The sequence below is a fragment of the Ammoniphilus resinae genome (assembly GCF_017873965.1).
Classification (GTDB): domain Bacteria; phylum Bacillota; class Bacilli; order Aneurinibacillales; family RAOX-1; genus Ammoniphilus_A; species Ammoniphilus_A resinae.
On the sequence record NZ_JAGGKT010000018.1, the window covers coordinates 41550 to 63286 of the forward strand.

Here is a 21737-nt window from a genome sequence, read left to right on the forward strand (position 1 = left end):
CTGAGCCACTGCTTTTTGCTTATCTATGATTATCTCGCAATCTGTAATAGAATAGAGAGGAAGAAATCTTTTCCAGGGGGTTCGTATGGGAAAAAAGAATGATAAAACTCAAACAAAAAAGCAAAAAAGGCAAATAAAGGAAGCGCAAGCGAAGAAATCTCAACGTTTAATGGGATGGACCTTCTTGGTAGTGTTGATAGTGTTTATTGGCTTCATCGTGGCCGGGGCCTTGTCAGGTCCAAAGGAAGCAAGGGTCGTCAATGCAACTGAATTCCAGTATGCTGAGCAGCCGTCCCTTGGCTCAGATGATGCACCGATTAAACTGGTTGAGTTTGCTGATTTCAAATGCCCAGCCTGCAAGTATTTTGGTGAAAATATCATGCCACAGCTGCAAAAAGACTTTATCGATACCGGAAAGGTCCAGTTATTTTTTACTAACTACCTTGTCATTAGTCCTGATGCTGATTCAAAAACAGCGGCTATGGCTGGCGAAGCCATCTATCAGCAAAAACCGGAAGAATTCTGGAAGTTCTACGAAGCCGTATTCGCTGCCCAAGGGGATGAAAAAACAAATTGGGCGACCTCAGATCGTCTCGTGCAAATTGCCAAGGATGCTAATGTAGCGGTAGATTTGGACAAGTTAAAAAAGGCCATTGATGAACAAACCTTTGCCTCGAAAGTGGATACAGATGAAACCATTGCTGGAAAATCGGGTGTACGGAGCACACCGACGCTGTTCATGAATGGAAAAGAAGTCTCAAACGACGCCACTTTTGATTACAATTTATTAAAAGAAGAGATTCTTAAGGAATTAGAGGAAGCAGGAAAATGAGGTCCTTTAATCTCTACCTAGCTTGGCTGGTTTCCCTTATAGCGCTCGGTGGGAGCTTATATTTTAGTGAAGTCCTGCAGTTTGAACCCTGCAAACTATGTTGGTTTCAACGAATCTTTATGTACCCACTCTTCATTTTACTAGGGATCGCAAGCTACAAGGACGACCTGGGGATTGTTCCTTACGCGAAGACATTGAGCATCATCGGAATGGCTATCTCTCTCTTTCATTATTTGCAACAGAAAATACCAGCCATGCAAAATGTACTTCCCTGTACTACGGGTGTTCCCTGCAGTGGACAGTACATTAACTGGCTGGGATTCATTACGATCCCATTCCTTGCGTTTGTGGCCTTTTTCCTCATCACTGTCTTGTTATCGTTAAGAAAAGAATAAATATATTGCAAATTTGAAAAGGGGGTACCCCCTTTTTTTGTTTGTCTTCCCCACTTTTCAAATTTGCTGTAAAAGATTATAATTCTTAATATTCAACGATAGAGATGACAGGAGTGTATGTGAGATGCCAGACATTACCCTTTGGGAAATTGCAATTGGTTTGCTTGCCGGAGTGTTGATTGGCCTATCCAAAACAGGATTCGCTACGATTAGTATCTTCAGCATTGTGATGATGTCGCAAATTTTCCCCGCCAAAGAAGCATCAGGAATTATCCTCGTGATGCTGATTGCTGCCGATATTATTGCTGTCGTTTATTACCGCCGAAACGTCGTTTGGAGCTACTTGCTGTCCCTTCTTCCGTGGGTAATGATCGGGCTTGTCGTCGGTTATTATGTGCTCGATCAGATCAACAATTCGCAATTGCAGATCATGCTTGGCGTGTTAATCCTAAGTCTGATTGTGTTAAATGTGTGCCGCGAACGCTTAGGAGAAAAATTAAATGAGAAGCTCCCTCAGTCCATCTGGTTCACCTCGTCCATGGGGATCCTCGCCGGATTCGCCACGATGGTAGGAAATGTAGCTGCTAGCGTGATGGTCATCTACTTTTTAGCCAAAGGACTGCCGAAAAAGGAGTTTATCGGAACAGGGGCCTGGTTCTTCTTTGTTGTCAACCTGATTAAAGTTCCTTTCCTCGTGGATCTTGGATTAATTACCATGAATACTTTGGCCTACGATACCTGGTTCCTACCGGGTATTATTGCCGGTGCCGTGATTGGGATCAAACTGCTCCCCTACATCCCACAAAAACAGTTCCAGCATATCATTTTAGTGTTGGCATCGGTTGGGGCGTTGCGGTTGATAATTTTTTAGGTGGGGGCTAAGTAATAGCGGAAATTTTTCCGTTAATTAAATAATTTCGAAAATAATTGGTGAAATAACGGAAAATTTTTCCGTTATTTTTACTTTGTAACTGTTTGTAAACGTTTGCAGATTTTGATAACGGAAAAAAATTCCGCTATTTATCCTAATTCTTATTAAGAGGAATGGATAACGGAAAGTTTTTCCCTTATTCTTTGCCAACCAGGGGATGAAGATCATTCCCCCTCTTTTCCCGACCCAACTTTGTTCTTCATCACACCAACCAAAAGGGACTTTCCCCTCGCGTACCACGCTAGGAAAAGCCCCTCATCCGTCCACCCTACTCAATCACAACCACCACATACTCCTTTTCCAACGCCACCTGATACGTCTCGGCCACGAATGGTCCTTTGGCCATCCCCGTGCCATCGTCACACACCAAGCTGCACCCCGCCTCTACCTCCGCCTGATAGGTGCGAACCCGCGTCTTTGCCGGATCGAAGTAGGATTGGCCAGTCTTCACATCAAATTCCCATTGATGCCACGGACAGCGCAGGATTTCCCCTTGCCTCGAGTAAATATACTCCCCGGGGGATTTGGATGTAACAAATCCGGATACGACGCCTTCACAAAGCGGTGCGCCTGCATGCGGACAGCGGTTACGAATCGCGTAGAACGCCCCGTGAACGTTAAAAACGCCAATCGATCGTCCCTCGATCTCCACGATTTTCCGCTGTCCTGGAGCAATTTCGTCAACCATTGCAACCACATATTTTTTCATCCAACTCTCCCCCTTCTCACTTAAACCGATAGAATGCACGAGCGTTGTCATAAAAGATTTTCTTCTTTAATTCAATGGGAAATTTCGCGGGAAAAGCCAGCTCTGGGGAATCGTAGTCCCAGTGCGGATAATCCGTAGAGAACATCAGCATCTCATTCGAACCTAGCCACTCAATGACCTGCAGGAGATACTCCAGCTTTGGCGGCTCTTCCATCGGTTGGGTCGTCACACGCATATGTTCACGAATATATTCCGATGGTTTTCGTTTCAGAAAAGGGACTTCCGCATGGAGCCGTTTCCATTGCTGGTCAAGCCGCCACATTAAGGAAGGCAGCCAGGCGAATCCTCCCTCCAACAACGCAACCCGCAAGCCAGGGAACCGTTCAAACACGCCTTCGCAAACCATACTGATCACCTGGGATTGAAAAGCCTGGGCCATGGTCGTATGATCTTCGATATAATAGGACGGAAATCCATGCGAGGTAATGGCGTTTCCGCCTAGTCCGGCAAAATGAATAACGATCGGCAATCCGTGATTTTCTGCGGCTTCATAGATTTTCCAATATCTTCGGCGGCCAAGTGGCTCTCTTGTACGAGGCAAAAAGAGCACCTGCACAAATCCCGGATGGGAAGCTACCCGATTGATTTCCTCGACGGCAAACTCCGCGTTTTCATAGGGAATGACAATTGAAGCACGCAACCGTGGTTCTTTATCCAGCCACTCCTCCATCTGCCAATCATTCACCGCCCGGGCAAGCGCTGCGCTAAATTCATCATTCAACTGTTCAGCCACACGGTACAGGCAATTAAGAATCCCTATCTCCATATTCAATGGATCTAACAGCTGTTTCCGCATAAAATTCAAATCAGAGCCAGGGATTCCCCCGTTTGGCGGCCAAGCATCCTGCCTTGTTCCACCGGCATTTCCTTTCGGATACGGGATATGTTGGGCAAACCCATGATATGTCCGGGTTCCGACCATCTCCATGTATTGGCGCCAGCGCTGCGATAGATACGGTTTGAGCGCATCAGGGGAAGGGACTTCATTATGAATGTCACAGTCGATAAAAGGCAGCCCTGTTTTCCTTTTTGAACCCTTCGTTTCAACCTTTACCTCACTCACTTTTCCTCACTCCATCCTCTATAAAAATCCACCAAATGCTAAAAACGATAAACCGCACGTGCATTTTCGAATAAAATCTTCCTTTCCAAATCCACGGGCAACCCTGCGGGCAAAGCTTCTTCCCGTTCATCATAATGCCAATGCGGATAATCACTGGAAAATAGCAACATCTCGTCTGACCCCATCTGCTCGATCACCTTCAGTAAGATCTCCGGTTTCGGCGGTTCATCAAGCGGTTGTAGGGTGAAACGAATATGATCACGCATCACTTCCGATGGCAACCGGTCCACCCAAGGGATCTCCCGGCGCAAACCTTTCCAGTTCTTATCGAATCGCCACATTAACGATGGCACCCAGGTAAACCCGCTTTCCATCATCACGACCCGAAGTCGTGGGAATTTCACAAATACCCCTTCACTAACCAAACTAATCAATTGCGACTGAAAAGCTTGAGCATGGCTGACATAGTCCTCAATATAATGGGATGGCCAGCCGACCGGCATAATCGGATATCCGGTGACCCCACCGGCATGAATGCCGACCGTCAACCCGTATTGCTCCGCTGCCTCATAGATCGGCCAGTAATACCTTTTTCCATACGGCTTTTCCGAGCGAACCAACAGCAAAACCTGGACAAACCCGGGGTGCTTCCCTACCCGATGTATTTCTTCTGCCGCCCGCAGCGGGTTTTGACTCGGCACTACAATCGAGGCGCGCAAACGCGAATCCTTCTCAAGCCACTCTGCCACCTGCCAATCGTTAACCGCCTGTGCCAACTGTGCCGCCAAATCTTCGTTATGAATCATCTGCACTCCATACAGACAATGCAGGATCGCATACTGAACACTCCAGGGCTCCAACACCTGCCTTTGCAGCAACCCCAAATCCGATCCCGGCAAAGCCCCCGGCGAAGGTTCAGACCCCGGCCTTGCCGAAAGCGGATTTCCCCTTGGGTAATAATTCGGTTCCAAGCTTTTGATATTGTGTTCCTTCACATAGTCACGCCACCGCTCCGACAAATATGGATAAAGCGCCGCCATGGAAGGAACAGCATGATGCACATCACAATCAATCACACCCGTACGTGTTTTCACCGCAAGATCCTTTTCCATTCTCTTTCCCTCCATCTCCAGATCCAAGATATATCCCAGCCTTATCCCACCAACTGTTGAACTACCGTTAGAAAAATGGCACCAAATACTAAACAAGCAAGCCCGAATCTTCCATTCCCCTTAACGCCAATCTCCATCGTCGTCTTTCCAGTGATCCGAGCCGTTAAAAGATTCGCCGGAGAAAAAGGGGACAGCATCGGACTGATCGCCCAACACATTAAAATAATCAGCGCATAAACCACCGGCTCAATCCCCATACTTTGCATGTGTAAAGAGGTATTGAACAGCGTAATCGTCACCAAATGGTGTATCCCAAGCTGAGCCAAGCCAATGACGATAAAACCAAACAGCAATATAAAGAAAAAGAGCAGCCAAGATTGACCGATGTGCAGCTCTGGTAGCTCAATCTTCCAGTCCAAATAGAGAAGGGTTTTCGCTAAGAAACCAATTGAGATAAAAAGAAAAGCTTCCTCCCGAACGAACAGCATTTCATTGGTCCCATAGCCGCGAAGGGATTTTAGAAATTCTTTAAACTTGCCTAAATACAGGCACCAAATCACGGAAACCGCGACACTCATCATGGAGACAATCACGATCACGCCAAGGTCGACCCACTGATTAAGGAGGATCACAGAACCGATCAACAGCCCAAAGAACACGGGAAGATGGTACAATCTGCCAATCTCAGGACATTCTGCAGGCGGTTCCATCCCTTCATCTGCCGCCTTTTTGTACAGCCACGCACTCCAAACAAACAAAATCAGCAAGCAAATCAACAGTCCAAATCCAATGATCGAGGCTGGTTTGGCATGGCTATAGGCTACCGCAATGGAAAAAGCCCCATAATAAGGCGTCCAAAAAGCCCCTAAACTAAACGAGCGACTCAATATTTTCCCGTAAAGAAGCGGACGATCTTTCATCACATCCTGAAAAAACTCGTGCACGATCCGATACCCGCCAAAATTCAAAAACGAGCTAAAGCCAAAATTGGTGAATACGAGAATCGGGTGCAGCCGCTTCATCGATAAGTTCCGCACAAGAGGGAGCAATTGCTCCATATAATTGCCTTGCACGATCGGGATTTTGATCAATGGAACACAGACAAACAATAAAATAAATTCGGCATTGGAGATGATGGCTTTGACCATTTGTTCCAACGGGATTTCGTAATAGAAGGATAAACCCAGACTTAAGAAAAAGAAAAAGGTGTAAGATGCTCTTACAAACCCTTTGGTTTTCACCAATAAAACAAGAATCAAAAAGAGTGAGCTAACACATAAACCCACTTCAAACACATAACCGCCAATAAATGACGCAAGCAAACTGAACAACGCAATACATATCAACGAAGCAATATGTGTAACCGTCAAGATGACTTGCATATTTCTCCCCCTCCCGGAGAACCCATGGCCGGCCCTCAGGTCGGGTTACAGATGGACGATGATAAACTTTTCTTCAACCGAAGTAGGATAGGTTTCTACCCGAAGGGTTTCCCCATCAGCCACATCCTTCTGCCCGATCGTCACGGGATAATTCTTGATATAACAGCCTAACGGGTTAAAAATGGACTTGCCCGTTCTGATCTCGAATTCCCAGCCATGCCAGGGACAGCGTAAGATCTCCCCCGCCTTTTCAAAGCGCAGCTCACTTAAGGTCCCATCTTCCTGGTTGCCGCAGACCGTCATCCCCCCGATACTCCCCAGGCAGACCTCTGCCCCTTGGTGTGGACAGACATTGCGCAGCGCATAAAATGTCCCCTTTACATTAAAAACACCGATCGATCGCCCTTCAAGCTGCACAATTTTTCTTTCGCCTGGCCTAATTTCATCGACTGTTGCTACCCGATGCTGTGCCATGGACATCCTCCTTTTTCTATCAATCTCCTAATCAAGGTTATAGAGCTCTTTTGCATTTTCATAGAAGATTCTTCGCTTGATTTCTTCTTCAAGCTTTGGAAATGCGCGCGTAGGTGAGTCAAAATCCCAATGGGGATAATCGGATGAAAACATTAAAATGTCTTTCGCCCCCATCATCTCGAAAATTTGCAGCAACTGCTGTTTGTTATCGGGATTCTCCAAAGGCTGTGAGGTAATCCTGACATGGTCGCGTACATATTCACTCGGTCGTTTCTTTACCCAAGGAACCTCTTCCCGCAGTGCCTTCCATTCTGCCTCGAGTCGCCACAACAACGGGGGCAGCCAGGCCGATCCGCCTTCTACCAGCACCACTTTCAACTTTGGAAATCTCTCAAACACACCTTCTGTTATAAAGCTGATCAAATGCGCCTGAAAGGCAAGCATTAAACCTACATGCCATTCGATATAGGTTGAAGGATAACCCGGCGCCGGTGATTCATTGATTCCCACCCCTTCTGTCCCGGGATGAAAGGCTACAGGCAGGCCGTAATGCGCACAAGCTTCATATATTGGGTAGAACTGTCGCTGCCCGTATGGCGCGCGCGATCCCCCATCCATCATGACTTGTACCATGTGCGGGTGCCCAGCCCAGCGCTCGATTTCTTTCACAGCGAGGGTGGGATCTTGCGGAGCCACTGTGATCGAACCTTTGCAGCGACCATCCTTATTGTTGTTATCGAGCCAGCGATCAGCCAGCCAATCATTATAAGCAGCAGCAACCGCTGCCGCGAAATCGGGATTCGGATACATCGTGGCAAATGCCCGCGGCAATAAGATCGCATAGTTGATCCCATAGGCATCCATTAGCTGTGTTCTCATAAAATCGGGGTCCGAACAGGGAAATCCACCGTCTGGTGTCTCAGAATCGAGCCGGTTCACATGAATCGGATTCATGTACATGCCTCGGCTGTTTACCATTTGCAGGCGATGGCGCCAAGGCAAAGGAAGGTATTGACGGATCTCCTCCATGTTTCTTGGATGGGGATGAACATCACAGTCAATAATGTTGTTTAATTTCATCAAGTGCACACCTCCTATAGGTTGGCAGTCACATTCAAATCCTGACGATAGCCAAGGGCATAAGAAATATTTCCTGTTTCCTGCATGACTTGTTTAACAATCGCCTCTTTCTCCCTCATATCAAAGCGGTTCTCCGGGATTGTATAAATCATGCTGCCAATGACCTTCTTCGCGGCGTCAAAAATCGGTGCACCAATACTTAATGCCCCCTGTTTCCGCTCATTTGTCGTCATACAATAGCCTTGTTCACGAATTCTCACTATTTCTTTATAAAGCTCATCTTTTCTCCCCTCTGCAACCCCTTCAAGCTCTAACACCGCCGCGATTTCCTTTTCCTCGAGAAAAGCCAAAATGGATTTTCCACTTGCGGCGATATGAACAGGCTGCAGAACTCCCATTTCTAACACATACTGCAACGGCTTGGGGCTGTTCACACAGTCGATGAAGCTAAGCTTTTTGTGTTGCGGATGATACTGAGTCAGATACACGGATTCATTAAAAGTTGTAGACAGTCTTTTCATACAAGGTTTGGCTGCTTTCTTGATGTCTACATCAACGGAGATGATTGCCGCCATCCGCACCATTTCCGGACCAAACTGGTATTTCCCGCTGATCGGAGAGATCTGAAGCACATGCTCATCCTTTAACATCTTCAACATGCGATGTAAAGAGCTTGCTGGAATGTTTAAATGACGAGATAGCTCATGCACCCCCCATTCCATTTGCACATCAGTAAAGGCTCGGAGTACTGCGAACGTTTTCGAGATCACATTGGCGTTGAAGGATGCCATCTTTCTTCCTCCCTCCCTTCCCTCGTTCCATTATGTAGGATGGTATTCCAACTAGTATCATATATAGTTTTATGCGTGAAAATTATTCCGTGTGAGCCTATTTTTTATTTTTGTAATTATTAGAATAAGTTGCATTTACACCTTGTATACATTATTAACTCCAAGTTTCTACTCACTGAATTGAATGGCATTCCATTAATTGGAACAAGGAAAGGATAAGGGTGGTGATTGGTGACCATGGCGTTCTTCGGTACACATCCGTTTCTAGTTTAAAAAAACCAAATCTAGCTGTGAAAACAAGGTAGTACACAACAGAAAATGAAGGAGGTATAATTGTGATGAATCCTGTAGGCCAAGTGGATCCAGGTCCCAAACCACGCAGAACGTTAAAGGAGCTCATCGCCTCAGTTGGTCCGGGAATTATCGTCGTATTGACCTGGATCGGTGCTGGGGATCTGGTTGATGCTTCGATTGCCGGAGCCCATTACGGCTACGATTTAATGTGGGTGCTTGCGCTTTCTTTGATCATTCGCTTTGTTATTGTGAATGTGATGTCTCGGTACCAATTGTGTAACAACGAGGGAATTTCCCTATTGGAAGGGTTTACCCGACTACACCGGTTTTACCCCTACTTCCTTGGCGCTTATGGTCTCTTGATGGGCCACTTATTCAACTCCTACATGATTAAAGGATCCGGTGAAGCCCTTTCACATCTTCTCGGTTTTGGCCATCCCTTTGTTTGGGCGATTATTGTCGTCATTTCCGCTGTCATCTTTGTTGGCAAAAGCTTTTACTCACGCTTGGAAAATTTCATGAAAGTTCTTCTTGCCATCATGACCATATCTTTCCTGGTGATCGCAATCTGGTCCACCCCAAGCGTGGGGGAAATTGCCAAAGGGACGATTGGCTTTGGAATTCCCTCTGATGTGGGTCTATACGGTGCTTTCTTAATTGCCATTTCTTTGACTGGGGCCGTTTCCGGATCAGTTGCCAACTTTATCTACCCTTATTTTATGAAGGACAAAGGATGGACCAGTCCTCTTCATAAACGGGCGCAACGCAATGATCTATTGTTTGCCATCTGTATGGCGATTGTTCTTGATCTGGCGGTTTGGATCGTTGGTGCAGAGATTCTCCGACCCAACGGGATTGAGATTTCGAATATTGACGACTTGGCGCAGACCCTTGCGATCACTTTTGGACAATTCGGCTATATCATTTTCTATTTGGGTGTACTAGGCGCCCTTTATAGCAGTGTGGTCGGATTTGCCACCGGTTTCCCGAAGCTGATTGTTGACTCCTTGCAAACCGCGAATCCTGAGCGTCGTGCGAAATACGCAGGGGATTTAGAAAGAGATCCTTTGTTCAAATGGTCCAGTTTGTTTATCATCATCTCTCCGATCGTTTGGTCGATTCCCGGGATGCCTGGTTTTATCAGCCTCGTCGTTTTCGTCAACGTGCTTTCTGTCGTGGGGCTACCTGTCATTTCGATCGGTTTGTTGATCTTATCCAATCAAAAATCAAAGCTTGGGAAATACCGCAACAACTGGTTTGAAAACTTCATCCTGATTGCGTGTACGATTCTTGCCATCTGGTCTTCGTTAAAGCTGTTTATTGGGTTTTTTAGTTAAATAAAAAAAGAAGGTGATCCCAGAGATCCTTGGGGCGCCTTCTTCTATTTCAAAGGGGTAAAGAGTATGTGGTTTATGATCGCTGTCTTAAGTGCCGTTGTCTTTGGAGCAACGGGCTTTCTGATGAAAGTGTCGCAAATGGCAAAAGGTTCTCTGCAGCATTTGCTGTTTGGATTATACCTAACTGGGGCGTTGGGATTTTACGTGAACAGTCTATTTGAAGGAAACATGATTTTGAACGACTGGTCCTTGTGGCTGGCAGGCCTATTGATTGGGCTTGGGTCAGCAGGAGGAAACCTCCTTTTTATGAAGGTTCTTGAGTACGGGCCGGCAAGCCTTTCTTCGCCATTAATGAATATGTATGTCGTGCTGATCGTGCTCGTTTCTACCTGGTATTATAAGGAGCCACTCAGCCTGATGGAGCTCATCGCAATCACCTTCATCTTCATCTCGATTGTTCTGATTTCCGTCCGCAAAGAACCGATTACAATCAAGGAAAAGAAATGGTACTTGCTGATCGTTTGTGTCATTCTCTTATTTGCCGTTCGCAATGGCGGGTTAAAGGTTACGGAAGAAATGGGAATGGCGAATACACAAATTCTTTTTCTCTCTTATTTGCTATCTTGCATCTGGTTTGGATGGACAGCCTGGAAAGCGAAAGAATCCACTGAATCCATTCGCGTCGGTTTGAAATGGGGGGCAATTGCTGGACTTTTTTCATATGGTGGACTGCAGCTGTATGCGTTTGCCCTGGCGATTGGAAAAGCGAATGTAGTTATTCCAATCTTTGCAACGAACAGCCTAGTGATGGTATTTGGATCCATTCTATTATATAAGGAAAGATTGAATCAGCTTCAGAAGGTTGCTCTCTTTTTTCTATTGCTTGGTTTAATTTTTATTAGAGCCTGAATCAGAAAAATAGGTAGAGGAATTCCCCTTAATTTTAAAATAGAGGATAATAATGGCTGAAATAGGGGGAGCAATTCCACCTAATGAGTTAAAAACCAAGGAAATCTTAGAATTTCCCATGCTTTAAGTGTAAAAACTCCTCTTATTTTACCCAAAATAACCCTCAATTTGATAATAGGTATAAAATCTTCCTCTATTAGTGCGGCCCACGGCGCCACCGCTTGATTTGTCTGAGTAGACGATAGGAAATATGAATATCCTCCCGTTCGAGAGAAACCCCGCTTTCCAAATACATCCACCTGGTTTTCGGAAAAATCACCCGTTGATCAGGGTAGACACTCCGATGGCCCACGATATAATAGGCGGTCACACATGCCGTTACGAGGTACATACCAATTGAACTGCCGAACAGTTCAAATCCCATGACGATCGCTGCCACTGGTGTATTGGAACAAGCTGCAAGCACGGCCATCATCCCCACAGCAGCACCTAAAACAGGATCAAGATCTAACATTCGAGCAATGACGTTCCCGGCAGTGGCCCCAATGACAAACTGCGGCGTCCCGATTCCCCCATAAAAACCCGAGCCCAAGGTGATCGCGACAAAGAGAGCTTTCCAAAAGAAGGTGAAAAAATCCACCTGCTCCCCTGCCAAGGCTTGACCCATCAATGGAAGGCTTAATCCAAGGTAGTCTGTCGGCAAAAACAAAAGTAAACTAGAAAGAACGATCCCTCCAAAAAGAGGCATCGCAGGTTTCCAAATATGAAAACGCTGCTGTATAGATTGAAAGAGTGTTCGGGTCCGCTCTAACATCTCAATTAATAACCAGGAAGCTAGTCCACAGAAGATCCCGATTATAATCATCTTCAGAAACAAATCTTCCAAATGGGGCACCTCGTGCTGATAACGATAATAGGAATAAGGGATGCCAAACCAGCGGCTGACCTGATACGATGTTACCCCTGCAACTAGTGATGGAAAAAGCACATCATGGCGCAACTGGCCGATCGTCAAAACTTCAATCCCGTAAATCGTTCCCGCTAAAGGGGTGCCAAAAACACTGGAAAATCCAGCACTAATCCCGCAGGTCACAAGCACTTTTTGCGTCTCCGGCTGCAATCGAATCAGGCGCGCAAACCAAGACGCAAGCGTTCCCCCGATATGCGCACTCGGTCCCTCTTTCCCGGCCGATCCCCCAAAAGAAAGGGTGAGGATGGCAGCGATGGGCTTAACAATCCCCGTTTTCAACGGCATTCTGCCAAATCTTTCGTGCACAGCGGTAATCACCGAGTCATTTTCGCGGTTTTTCACTTTTTCATATCCGTAATAAAGGATCAGCCCATTCAATAAACCAGCCAACGGCAAAAGAAGCATCTGCACCCCAAGGGATACCCCTGCTGTTTGTTCCGATAAATAATTTAATCCTAACAAAAATAGACTCGTTCCAACCCCAACGATCACACCCGTAATTGAAGCCAAGAAAAACCACCGGATCAAAGCTGCTAGCATCACCAATGGTTCCCCGTAGTTGACACGCGACACCGTTACCACTCCTTTAAAACGGGTTTCACCCGACTACTCTATTTCCAGAACGATAGGACAATGATCACTGCCCATATGACCACCGAATCGATTCGGGCGTCCTTAATTTTGTCCTTCCACCGCTCAGAAACAATAAAATAGTCAATACGCCAGCCAATATTCCTTTCCCTGACCTTTGCCATATAAGACCACCAAGTGTAAGCTCCCTCCTGATCTGGATACATATAACGAAAGCTATCTACAAAACCAGCTCGGAGCAAATCGGTCATCTTCCCCCGCTCCTCGTCTGTAAAACCTGAGTTTCCACGATTGTTTTTCGGGTTTCTCAGATCAACCTCTTGATGCGCGACGTTTAGATCGCCGCAGAGAATCACCGGTTTTTGGGCGTCTAGTCCCTGCAGATACCCCCGGAATAACTCCTCCCAACGCAAGCGATAGTCCAGCCGTGCCAGATCCCTTTGCGCATTCGGTGTATACGACGTCACCATATAAAAATCTTGAAATTCTAGCGTGATCAGTCTTCCCTCAGCATCAAACTCTTCTACACCGATCCCATAGTTGACCGAAAGGGGCTTTGTCTTTGTAAATATCGCTGTCCCTGAGTATCCCTTCTTCACTGCGTAATTCCAATATTGATCATATCCCTCTAATTCCAGTTCGATCTGCCCTTCTTGAAGCTTCGTCTCCTGAACACAGAATAAGTCGGCATCGATTTCCTTAAAATAATCCAAAAAGCCCTTCTTGACACAGGCCCGGATTCCATTGACATTCCATGATACAAGTTTCATAGTAAAGCAGTACTCTCCTTTAGGCTAAAAAAGTTCAACAGATTTATTTTAACATAGTGGGCGGAACGTGGATCCGTTATTTTTTATAAAAGGCCCTTTTTCAAGGGGGAATCGGGCCGACGATCCAAATGTACATTAATACAAAGAAGGAAGAATCCCATCCCATGAAAAATCTACGAAAACAGATTCGGAAAGCCCTACCGAAAAATATTACAGACCAGGAATGGGAAGCTCTTGCCTGCCAACCTTGCGTGATTTCGAAAAAAAGATCGACCATAGCCACGGTCGATCATTTCATTCCTCTCATTTGGGGGCATGGAGGCGATGTGAAGGGAAACCTTTACCCACTTGGTCGTGAACTTAATAAATTGAAGTCATCGCATAACCCTTTTCGCTGGATTAATCGCAAAGAGATCCAGCCCTTGATAGACCGAAAAAGGTGGGATGAGCTTGTCCACGCATTAGCCGCGGAAAACGGTCTAACGGTAAAAGAGTTCACCCAGTACGTCCACTGGTGTGAAAAACATCCCCGTTCGTTTGAGGAAGTGGAGGCGGATCCCCGGCCTTCCCTGGAAATTTGGAAAGAAGCAAAGGGTGCCGCTACAGTCGAAATTCCGGAGTAGCCCTCCAGTCATATTGGAAATAAGCATCCACGACGTCTTTTGTCACGAGTTCCAGGGTATCTGGTTGCCATTTCGGATTACGGTCTTTATCGATTAGTACCGCTCTTACGCCTTCGTAGAAATCATGACTTTGCATGAAGTGCATGACAAGCATTAGTTCCATTTCTAAGCATTCTTGTAGGGTCTTCCCCTTCCCCTCTTGAATTTGGCGAAGGGCGACTTTTAAAGAAGTTGGAGATTTCGCACGAATAACCTGTGCCGAATGCGCCGCCCATTCATCCCCCGCTTCATCCAAGGAAGCCAAAATCTGTTCAACCGTATCCAGCGAAAAATGCTGGTCGATTTTGTTTTGGAATCTTGCAATGGCAGAAGAAGGCGATGCAACAAAGAAACGATCCAACAGTCGATCTAATTTTTCCTCAGCAGATCCTTTGGACCAATCCGTTGCCTGGATCGCCCCTTTCAATTCTTCCCAACGCTCACTTTTTATGTATCGATCAGCGGCACCGAGATAAATCGCATCGGCTCCCTGAATCATTTCCGAAGTAAGAGCCAAATATTTTCCGGTACTTCCCTTCATTTGATTAAAAAAATAGCTCGCGCCGACATCAGGGAAAAACCCGATATTCATCTCCGGCATCGCCCATTTTGTTGTCTCCGTCACAATCCGGTGGCTGCAGCCGATCGAAATCCCTACTCCGCCACCCATCACAATCCCTGTCATATAGGCCATGACCGGTTTTGGATAACGATCAAGATCAAGATCCATTTGGTACTCCGTCAAAAAGAAAGGCAATGCAGATTCTTCCGGGTGGGTGCCCTTTTTCTCATATAAAGAACGCATGTCTCCTCCCGCACACAGCCCTTTCTCCCCTTCACCATACAGACAAATCAGAGCCACCTGCTCGTCCTCTTTCCATTGCTGCAGCTGCTTTCCAATTGCCTCTACCATGTCGAGTGTCAAAGCATTAATCGCACGCGGGCGGTTTAACTTGATCCACCCTACCCCATTATCCACTGAAAACAATACTTCCTGCATGTCTTCATCCTCCCTTTTCTAACTGTTGTCCATGCTTTTACTTTTATCATACCACAATTCAAAGGAGTCAGTTAATTCAATCAAAAACTTTCATAAAGTGAAAGTTTTCTTGTTTAACTATAGAAAGAGAACGTAACCCATATGACACTTGGTGAACAGCACAAAAAAGGACTGCAATTTATATGCAATCCTCACATTCAATAAATTAAATTACAGTTCATACCAAGTTATTGTTGCCCAGAAGTCTACGTTTACTACGATGGGAAGACTGAAAAGTAGTTGTACTATAATATTTGAATTAGGGGGTACAATCATTCGTCCGTCGAAATCTATAGATGCATATTCACCCAGTGGTCTTATGCCGAATATGACAGTTCCACTTAGAGCATTTGGGTTTTGAGTGACTGTAACGGAAGCTGTATCAGGAAATGCGGTATTAAGATTGGTTGCAGATAATGGTGTTCCCAGAGCTTCTATGGTGACGTTTTTAATTATCGTGACAATCACACTAGAGACATAATTACGGGGTGTATTCTCGGGTACTACTACAGAACTACACATTATTTTATCCAGATACATGGTTTTACTTGATGTATTAGAAAAAAGAATTTGTGAAACTTCGTTAAAATTAGTGTTAACATTTATGACAGTTGAAAATAGCTGTCCTATCTGAGAATGTGTACTGGCACTGGGAAGGGTTGCTAAAACACGATTATTATCTGTCTTGAGGAGCTGATGAGTAGAGCCGTCTACACTAAGACCGCAGGCGCTAACACTATCTGTATCACAATTCAGGTTATGGCGAATCCCCATGTATTTCACCTCCTTTGATTAAGATTAGGTTCCCAATTAGTCTATGATTTGTATCTTGTAATGTATGGACCATACTATTAAGATAAATGCACAATTTAAGGAACAGAAGGTAAATGATGATCTATATCCAGCTTGAAAACAGAGAAAACTGGTCCAATAACGTTGGAAGTTTTAGTTTTAAAAGAATTCGAAAAGTCAAAAATAAAGAAGGATCATCAACAACGTGATGTCCTTCTTTTGTAATTCATGTGATTCTTGTGGTATCCCCAAAGTTTAATGTGATACCACAGCAATTCGATCCTCTGCTACATCAATTTTCACGTTTTTCACGGCTTCTTCTTCCATTAAAAGATCGGCAATCTGGTCTTCCACTTGATCCTGGATTACCCGACGCAACGGTCTAGCGCCAAAAGCAGGGTCGTATCCGAGTGCGGCCAATTTGGCTTTTGCAGCATCTGTCATCGACAGCTCAATTCCTTGTTCCGCCATACTGGAAACCACATCTTTCATCAGTAGATCCACAATTTTCACAAGATGTTCTTCCTGTAAGTGGTGGAATGGAATGATCGCATCAAGACGGTTCAAGAACTCTGGTCTGAAATATGCGCCTAGGGCACTAATGAATGTTGGTGTTTCCTGTTCTTCGTTGCCAAATCCGACCGTGATTTTCTTATCAGTGCTACCGGCGTTACTGGTCATAATAATCACGGTATCCTTAAAGTTGACGGTGCGTCCCTGACTATCAGTTAAACGGCCATCCTCAAGGATTTGCAGAAACATATTCTGCACATCTGGATGGGCTTTTTCAATCTCATCCAATAGAATCAAGCTGTATGGATTACGGCGGACTTTTTCGGTCAACTGACCTGCTTCCTCATGGCCCACATAACCGGGAGGGGAACCAATCAGCTTGGATACGGAGTGTTTCTCCATAAATTCACTCATGTCAAGGCGAATCATCGCATCTTTACTTCCGAACAACTCTTCAGCCAAACATTTGGTCAATTCGGTTTTCCCTACCCCAGTTGGACCGACAAATAGGAAGGAAGCTATTGGTCTGTTTTTGGGTTTGAGCCCAGCACGACTACGACGGATCGCTTTTGCCACTTTTTCCACTGCTTCCGGTTGTCCGATCACTTTTGCCCCTAAGTTGGATGCAAGATCTTTCATCCGTTGTTGTTCATCCTGCTGTAGTTTGCGGACAGGAATGCCTGTCTTTTTCTCTACAATCGTTTGAATGTCTTCTACGGTCACCGCCGCTTTCGCATCGCCTTGTTTTTCTGCCAATTGATTTTGCAGTTCGTTTTCACGATCACGAAGTTTTGCGGCCCGTTCATAGTCCTCTTTTTGTGTTGCTTCTTGTTTTTCTAAGGTCAATTTTGCCAATTCAGCTGTAAGCGCGCTGGCATCCTGGCTTACCCCACGAAGATTTGCTTTTGATCCCGCTTCATCCAGCAGGTCAATCGCTTTGTCAGGCAAGAAGCGGTCCTGAATGTAGCGATGGGATAATTGCACACAAGCTTGCAAGACCTCATCGGAAAATTGGACGCCATGGTATTGCTCATATTTCTCACGGATTCCTTTGAGGATTTCAAACGTTTCATCCGCTGTGGGCTCCTTCACAATGACCGGCTGGAAACGTCTTTCAAGGGCCGCATCCCTTTCAATTTTACGGTATTCCTTCATCGTTGTTGCTCCGATTACTTGCAGATCACCACGGGCAAGCGCAGGTTTCAAGATGTTTCCGGCATCCATGGATCCTTCGGCAGAACCTGCACCGACGAGAAGATGGAGTTCATCGATAAATAAGATGACATCTTCGCTGTTCTGCAACTCTTGAATCAATTGCTGCATTTTTTCTTCGAATTGACCGCGGATTCCGGTGCCCGCAACCAAAGATGAAACATCCAGAGTGTAGACGGTTTTGCCTAGAAGTTTGGCAGGAACTTCACCATTCACGATTTTAAGTGCCAACCCTTCGGCAATCGCTGTTTTTCCAACCCCTGGTTCCCCGATCAGGACAGGATTATTTTTGTTGCGGCGGTTCAAGATTTCAATGACACGCTCAACCTCTTGATCCCGACCAATAACTGGATCGATTTTTCCCGCTTTTGCTGCTTGGTTTAGATTCCGTCCTAGTCCGTCCAATAGCTCACTGCCTTGATCTGGAACTTCTGCTACTTGTGCGTAACTCGTCGGTTTCATGGACATCTGGCTGTTGATGCTTTGGAGCCAATCATTCATCAATGGCAACTGGCCAAATAAAGAGCTTCCGGTCCCGTATTGTTTACGCATTTTCGCCATGCAGCTTTGACAAATGTTTAGTTTCTTCACCTGGTTGTTCAACTGAATGTTCATGTGAATCGTTGCAGGATTTTGATGACATTGTTGGCATAACATAATTTGTTTCCTCCTTCTCATTTTTTGGTTCGTAGTTGGTCTTTTGATCAAAGTCTGACTTTGATTATCTTTGACCTTATACCGATATTATACTCTGACCTTTTCTGACTTTCAAGTGCTTTCTTGATCTTTTTTGACCAAATAAAAAAGCCGGCAAAAAATTTTCTCAAACAAAAAACCCGATCAACATCGGGTTTAAGTCCATCAGGAAATATAGATATTCATCAACACATTGGCAAAAGTGAAAACAAACGCAACGGAAGCGATATAACTGTTTATCGTAAAAAAGGCTACATCGATCTTTGACATATCGTCAGGTCTCACTAGTCGATGCTCCATTATAAGCAGGACGGCAATTACCACGACACCAAGATAATACAACCAACCCAAATCAATAAACAGCGGCAAGCTCACAAACAAAAGAATCGTTAAAATATGAAGCACTTTGGCCATCTGTAAGGCATTTCGGATTCCGAACCGAGCGGGAACGGAATGCAGTCCATTCTCTTGGTCAAATTTCGTATCTTGACATGCGTAAATGATGTCAAAACCTGCAATCCAGACCGCAACAATTGCCCCTAAAATCCACGCTGCCGGGTGAAATTCTCCGGTGACCGCAATCCATCCCCCCACAGCTGCCAAGGCATCCGTAATACCTAAAATAAAATGACAGGTCCAGGTGAACCGCTTGGCATAGGAATATCCCACTAAGAACAGCATAGCAATTGGCAATAAGATAAAACACAATTCATTTAACATCCACGCAGAAACCATTAGCACCGCTAAAGAAAGGACGGCAAAAACGACCGCCTCTTTCACTGAAACGACCCCTGCAGGGATTTCCCGGTTCTTCGTCCGGGGATTGCGGGCGTCAATTGCCCGATCGATTAAGCGGTTGAGCGTCATGGCTGCACTGCGGGCACCTGCCATGGCTAGCGTTACCCAGAAGAATACCCAAAAGGACGGTAGGCTTTCATTCATTTCATAACTTGCTAAAATCATTCCTAGATAGGCATAAGGCAAGGCGAAAATAGTGTGTTCAAATTTCACCAACCGCCCAAATTTCATCACAGCATTCATCAATTTTCCACCTCTGTTTTACTTGTCCTTTGACTATACTAACCTAAAAAGCAGGTTTTTTTCACCTACATCTTACTGATGAGGATTCCCATTCTCAATTAGAATAAAAATTTTCTCAATTAGATTGACCTGGACTTGTTCTATGGAGTATAATCCTAATTATAATAATTTTAAATAAAGGGGATTTATAGTTTGGATAATTATGATTTTCATCATTTGAACCATGCCAAGGAACAATCTAAATCAAAGAAAACCCTATGGGTAACCTTACTTCTGACCTTGTTTTTTACCCTGGTCGAGATTGTTGGAGGAATACTATCCAACTCTCTTGCCTTGCTCTCTGATTCGGCACATATGATATCCGATGTACTTGCTTTAGGTTTAAGCATGACGGCAATCTATATGGCGACACGAAATCCAAATAATCGATACACGTTTGGCTTCCTACGATTTGAAATTATCGCTTCTTTTATTAATGGGCTTGCACTTGCCGTGATTGCCATCGGAATCTTCATTGAAGGGATCAAACGGATCATTCAGCCAAGGGAAGTTGACCTGCCATTAATGTTGGGCATTGCCACTATTGGTTTAATCGTTAACATTGTGTTGACGATCGTCCTCAGCCGCAGCACAAAAGAAGAAGAAAATCTAAATATCAAAAGTGCACTTTGGCACTTTTTGGGAGACCTCTTCAGTTCTATTGGGATTATCGTCTCTGCCATCTTAATTCACTTCACCGGTTGGACAATTATGGACCCGATTATCAGTATGGTCATCGGTGGCATCATCTTTACCGGAGGAGCGAAGATCACACGTGAATCTTACTTGATCCTAATGGAATCTGTCCCCGAAAGGTTCGATTTGGACGTGATCCGCGAAGACATCCATCTGGTAGATGGGGTCGAAGATGTTCACGAAATGCATCTATGGGCGGTCACAACCAATCACTTTTCCTTGACTGCACACGTCTTTATTCGCGAAGGTCAGCAATCCTTTCGAGTCGTGTCCACGATCACGGAGATGCTAAAAGATAAATACGATTTAGAGCATATCACGATTCAAATTGAGCACCCAGCAATTAATGAACATGGGCAGTATGGCGAGAATTTTTTAGTAGAACAGCTTTAAACATGGGAAAGCGCCAGAATAACTGGCGCTTTTTTCTTAATCTTATTCACCTTCACCAAAATCAACGTTATGGTATACCTGCTGCACATCTTCGAGATCTTCCAACACGTCAATCAGCTTTTCAAACTGTGCCGCAGCATCTTCTGGAAGAGTGATTTCATTTTGCGCTAGCATGGTTAGCTCGGCTACTGTAAATTCGGTGATTCCAGCATTTTTCAACGTTTCCTGTACAGTATGGAAATTTTCAGGGTCTGCATAAACAAAGACCGATCCATCCTCTTCTTCTACGATATCACGAACATCGATGTCGTTTTCCAATAACAATTCAAACACTTCGTCTACGGACTTCCCTTCCATTCCGAAGACTGCTGTATGATCAAACATGTAAGAAACCGATCCGGTAACACCCATGTTCCCGCCATTTTTGTTAAACGCCGCGCGAACTTCAGCAGCTGTCCGATTCACATTATTAGTTAAAGCATCGACAATGAGCATCGAACCATTTGGTCCAAATCCTTCATAACGCAGTTCATCATAGTTTTCTTCCGAACCGCCTTTTGCCTTTTCCAGGGCACGGTCAATAATGGCTCTTGGAACATTATAGGTTTTCGCGCGTTCCAGTACCACTTTTAAAGCTCGGTTGGATTCTGGATCAGGCTCCCCTCGCTTGGCTGCCACATAAATTTCTTTCCCAAACTTGGCATAAATGCGGCTGGTGTTTTTATCTTTCGACGCCTTTTTTTCCTTAATGTTGTTCCATTTTCGACCCATTCGTTCCACTCACTTTCATTTGAACAAGATTGTAAACAGCCACTTCTCTGGGGCTTGTTTCTTCACTAGACCTATTATACATGAATTGATTGATTTGTTAAGAGTTTGTTGCATTCGTATATCAATAAAGGTAAATTTTTCCGCTATATTTATTATCTCCAGTCCAATTCAGATTTAATTTTC

20 protein-coding genes and 1 pseudogene are annotated in these 21737 nt (G+C 45.0%); 7 read left to right on the forward strand and 14 right to left on the reverse strand.

Features of this window, described 5'->3' with window-relative positions; all coding sequences use genetic code 11:
• The first annotated feature begins 85 nt into the window (after positions 1–85).
• The 3 genes from J2Z37_RS20860 to J2Z37_RS20870 all read left to right on the forward strand — a co-directional run bounded on the left by J2Z37_RS20860 (position 86) and on the right by J2Z37_RS20870 (position 2098).
• Entirely contained in the window at positions 86–832 is a 747-nt protein-coding gene (locus J2Z37_RS20860) for a DsbA family protein (RefSeq protein ID WP_209812254.1), read from the forward strand.
• A complete protein-coding gene (locus J2Z37_RS20865; protein ID WP_209812255.1) occupies positions 829–1227 on the forward strand; it encodes a disulfide oxidoreductase in 399 nt (132 codons plus the stop codon). The genes J2Z37_RS20860 and J2Z37_RS20865 overlap by 4 nt, the downstream gene beginning before the upstream one ends.
• A 124-nt stretch (positions 1228–1351) precedes the next feature.
• Complete coding sequence (locus J2Z37_RS20870) at positions 1352–2098, forward strand: sulfite exporter TauE/SafE family protein (RefSeq protein WP_209812256.1); 747 nt, start codon at positions 1352–1354, stop codon at positions 2096–2098.
• 328 nt (positions 2099–2426) lie between these two features.
• On the opposite strand, the gene J2Z37_RS20875 is transcribed toward J2Z37_RS20870, so the two are convergent.
• The 7 genes from J2Z37_RS20875 to J2Z37_RS20905 are packed head-to-tail and all read right to left on the reverse strand — an operon-like array spanning position 2427 to position 8829.
• On the reverse strand, positions 2427–2867 hold the full coding sequence (locus tag J2Z37_RS20875) for a Rieske (2Fe-2S) protein (RefSeq protein ID WP_209812257.1): 441 nt from the start codon (positions 2865–2867) through the stop codon (positions 2427–2429).
• Between the two features lie 16 nt (positions 2868–2883).
• Positions 2884–3990: an amidohydrolase family protein gene (locus J2Z37_RS20880; RefSeq protein WP_209812258.1), complete on the reverse strand. Its 1107-nt coding sequence runs from the start codon at positions 3988–3990 to the stop codon at positions 2884–2886.
• 38 nt (positions 3991–4028) lie between these two features.
• Entirely contained in the window at positions 4029–5102 is a 1074-nt protein-coding gene (locus tag J2Z37_RS20885) for an amidohydrolase family protein (RefSeq protein WP_209812259.1), read from the reverse strand.
• Positions 5103–5143: 41 nt separating this feature from the next.
• Positions 5144–6484, reverse strand: a complete 1341-nt coding sequence (locus J2Z37_RS20890; protein WP_209812260.1) for a hypothetical protein — start codon at positions 6482–6484, stop codon at positions 5144–5146.
• Positions 6485–6529: 45 nt separating this feature from the next.
• Positions 6530–6958: a Rieske (2Fe-2S) protein gene (locus J2Z37_RS20895; protein WP_209812261.1), complete on the reverse strand. Its 429-nt coding sequence runs from the start codon at positions 6956–6958 to the stop codon at positions 6530–6532.
• Between the two features lie 27 nt (positions 6959–6985).
• Positions 6986–8038: an amidohydrolase family protein gene (locus J2Z37_RS20900; RefSeq protein WP_209812262.1), complete on the reverse strand. Its 1053-nt coding sequence runs from the start codon at positions 8036–8038 to the stop codon at positions 6986–6988.
• Positions 8039–8052: 14 nt separating this feature from the next.
• Entirely contained in the window at positions 8053–8829 is a 777-nt protein-coding gene (locus tag J2Z37_RS20905) for an IclR family transcriptional regulator (protein ID WP_209812263.1), read from the reverse strand.
• Between the two features lie 338 nt (positions 8830–9167).
• On the opposite strand from J2Z37_RS20905, the gene J2Z37_RS20910 reads away from it, so the two are divergent.
• Together J2Z37_RS20910 and J2Z37_RS20915 are read left to right on the forward strand one after the other, a co-directional pair.
• Positions 9168–10460 carry an Nramp family divalent metal transporter gene (locus J2Z37_RS20910; protein ID WP_245204056.1) on the forward strand — a complete coding sequence of 431 codons (1293 nt, stop codon included), beginning with the start codon at positions 9168–9170 and terminating at the stop codon, positions 10458–10460.
• Between the two features lie 66 nt (positions 10461–10526).
• Positions 10527–11369, forward strand: coding sequence for an EamA family transporter (locus tag J2Z37_RS20915; protein ID WP_209812265.1), 843 nt, complete (start codon positions 10527–10529; stop codon positions 11367–11369).
• Positions 11370–11565: 196 nt separating this feature from the next.
• Here J2Z37_RS20915 and J2Z37_RS20920 read toward each other — a convergent pair whose 3' ends face one another.
• Complete coding sequence (locus tag J2Z37_RS20920; RefSeq protein WP_209812266.1) at positions 11566–12912, reverse strand: chloride channel protein; 1347 nt, start codon at positions 12910–12912, stop codon at positions 11566–11568.
• Positions 12913–12945: 33 nt separating this feature from the next.
• A pseudogene (locus J2Z37_RS20925) lies at positions 12946–13700 on the reverse strand (exodeoxyribonuclease III).
• 128 nt (positions 13701–13828) lie between these two features.
• Here J2Z37_RS20925 and J2Z37_RS20930 point away from each other — a divergent pair.
• Complete coding sequence (locus J2Z37_RS20930; protein ID WP_209812267.1) at positions 13829–14323, forward strand: hypothetical protein; 495 nt, start codon at positions 13829–13831, stop codon at positions 14321–14323.
• Here J2Z37_RS20930 and J2Z37_RS20935 read toward each other — a convergent pair.
• The 4 genes from J2Z37_RS20935 to J2Z37_RS20950 all read right to left on the reverse strand — a co-directional run bounded on the left by J2Z37_RS20935 (position 14301) and on the right by J2Z37_RS20950 (position 19655).
• Positions 14301–15362, reverse strand: coding sequence for an enoyl-CoA hydratase/isomerase family protein (locus tag J2Z37_RS20935; protein ID WP_209812268.1), 1062 nt, complete (start codon positions 15360–15362; stop codon positions 14301–14303). The genes J2Z37_RS20930 and J2Z37_RS20935 overlap by 23 nt on opposite strands.
• Before the next feature lie 210 nt (positions 15363–15572).
• Positions 15573–16175, reverse strand: a complete 603-nt coding sequence (locus J2Z37_RS20940) for a hypothetical protein (RefSeq protein WP_209812269.1) — start codon at positions 16173–16175, stop codon at positions 15573–15575.
• A 273-nt stretch (positions 16176–16448) separates the two neighbouring features.
• Positions 16449–18575: an ATP-dependent Clp protease ATP-binding subunit gene (locus tag J2Z37_RS20945; protein WP_209812270.1), complete on the reverse strand. Its 2127-nt coding sequence runs from the start codon at positions 18573–18575 to the stop codon at positions 16449–16451.
• Between the two features lie 204 nt (positions 18576–18779).
• The gene (locus tag J2Z37_RS20950) at positions 18780–19655 is read right to left on the reverse strand and encodes a UbiA-like polyprenyltransferase (RefSeq protein WP_209812271.1); all 876 of its coding nucleotides are present in this window, start codon (positions 19653–19655) and stop codon (positions 18780–18782) included.
• Between the two features lie 192 nt (positions 19656–19847).
• Here J2Z37_RS20950 and J2Z37_RS20955 point away from each other — a divergent pair, with 192 nt between their 5' ends.
• Positions 19848–20783: a cation diffusion facilitator family transporter gene (locus tag J2Z37_RS20955; protein ID WP_209812272.1), complete on the forward strand. Its 936-nt coding sequence runs from the start codon at positions 19848–19850 to the stop codon at positions 20781–20783.
• A 42-nt stretch (positions 20784–20825) separates the two neighbouring features.
• Here the strand turns inward: J2Z37_RS20955 and J2Z37_RS20960 are convergent, their stop codons facing one another.
• The gene (locus tag J2Z37_RS20960; RefSeq protein WP_209812273.1) at positions 20826–21554 is read right to left on the reverse strand and encodes a YebC/PmpR family DNA-binding transcriptional regulator; all 729 of its coding nucleotides are present in this window, start codon (positions 21552–21554) and stop codon (positions 20826–20828) included.
• Between the last annotated feature and the right edge of the window lie 183 nt (positions 21555–21737).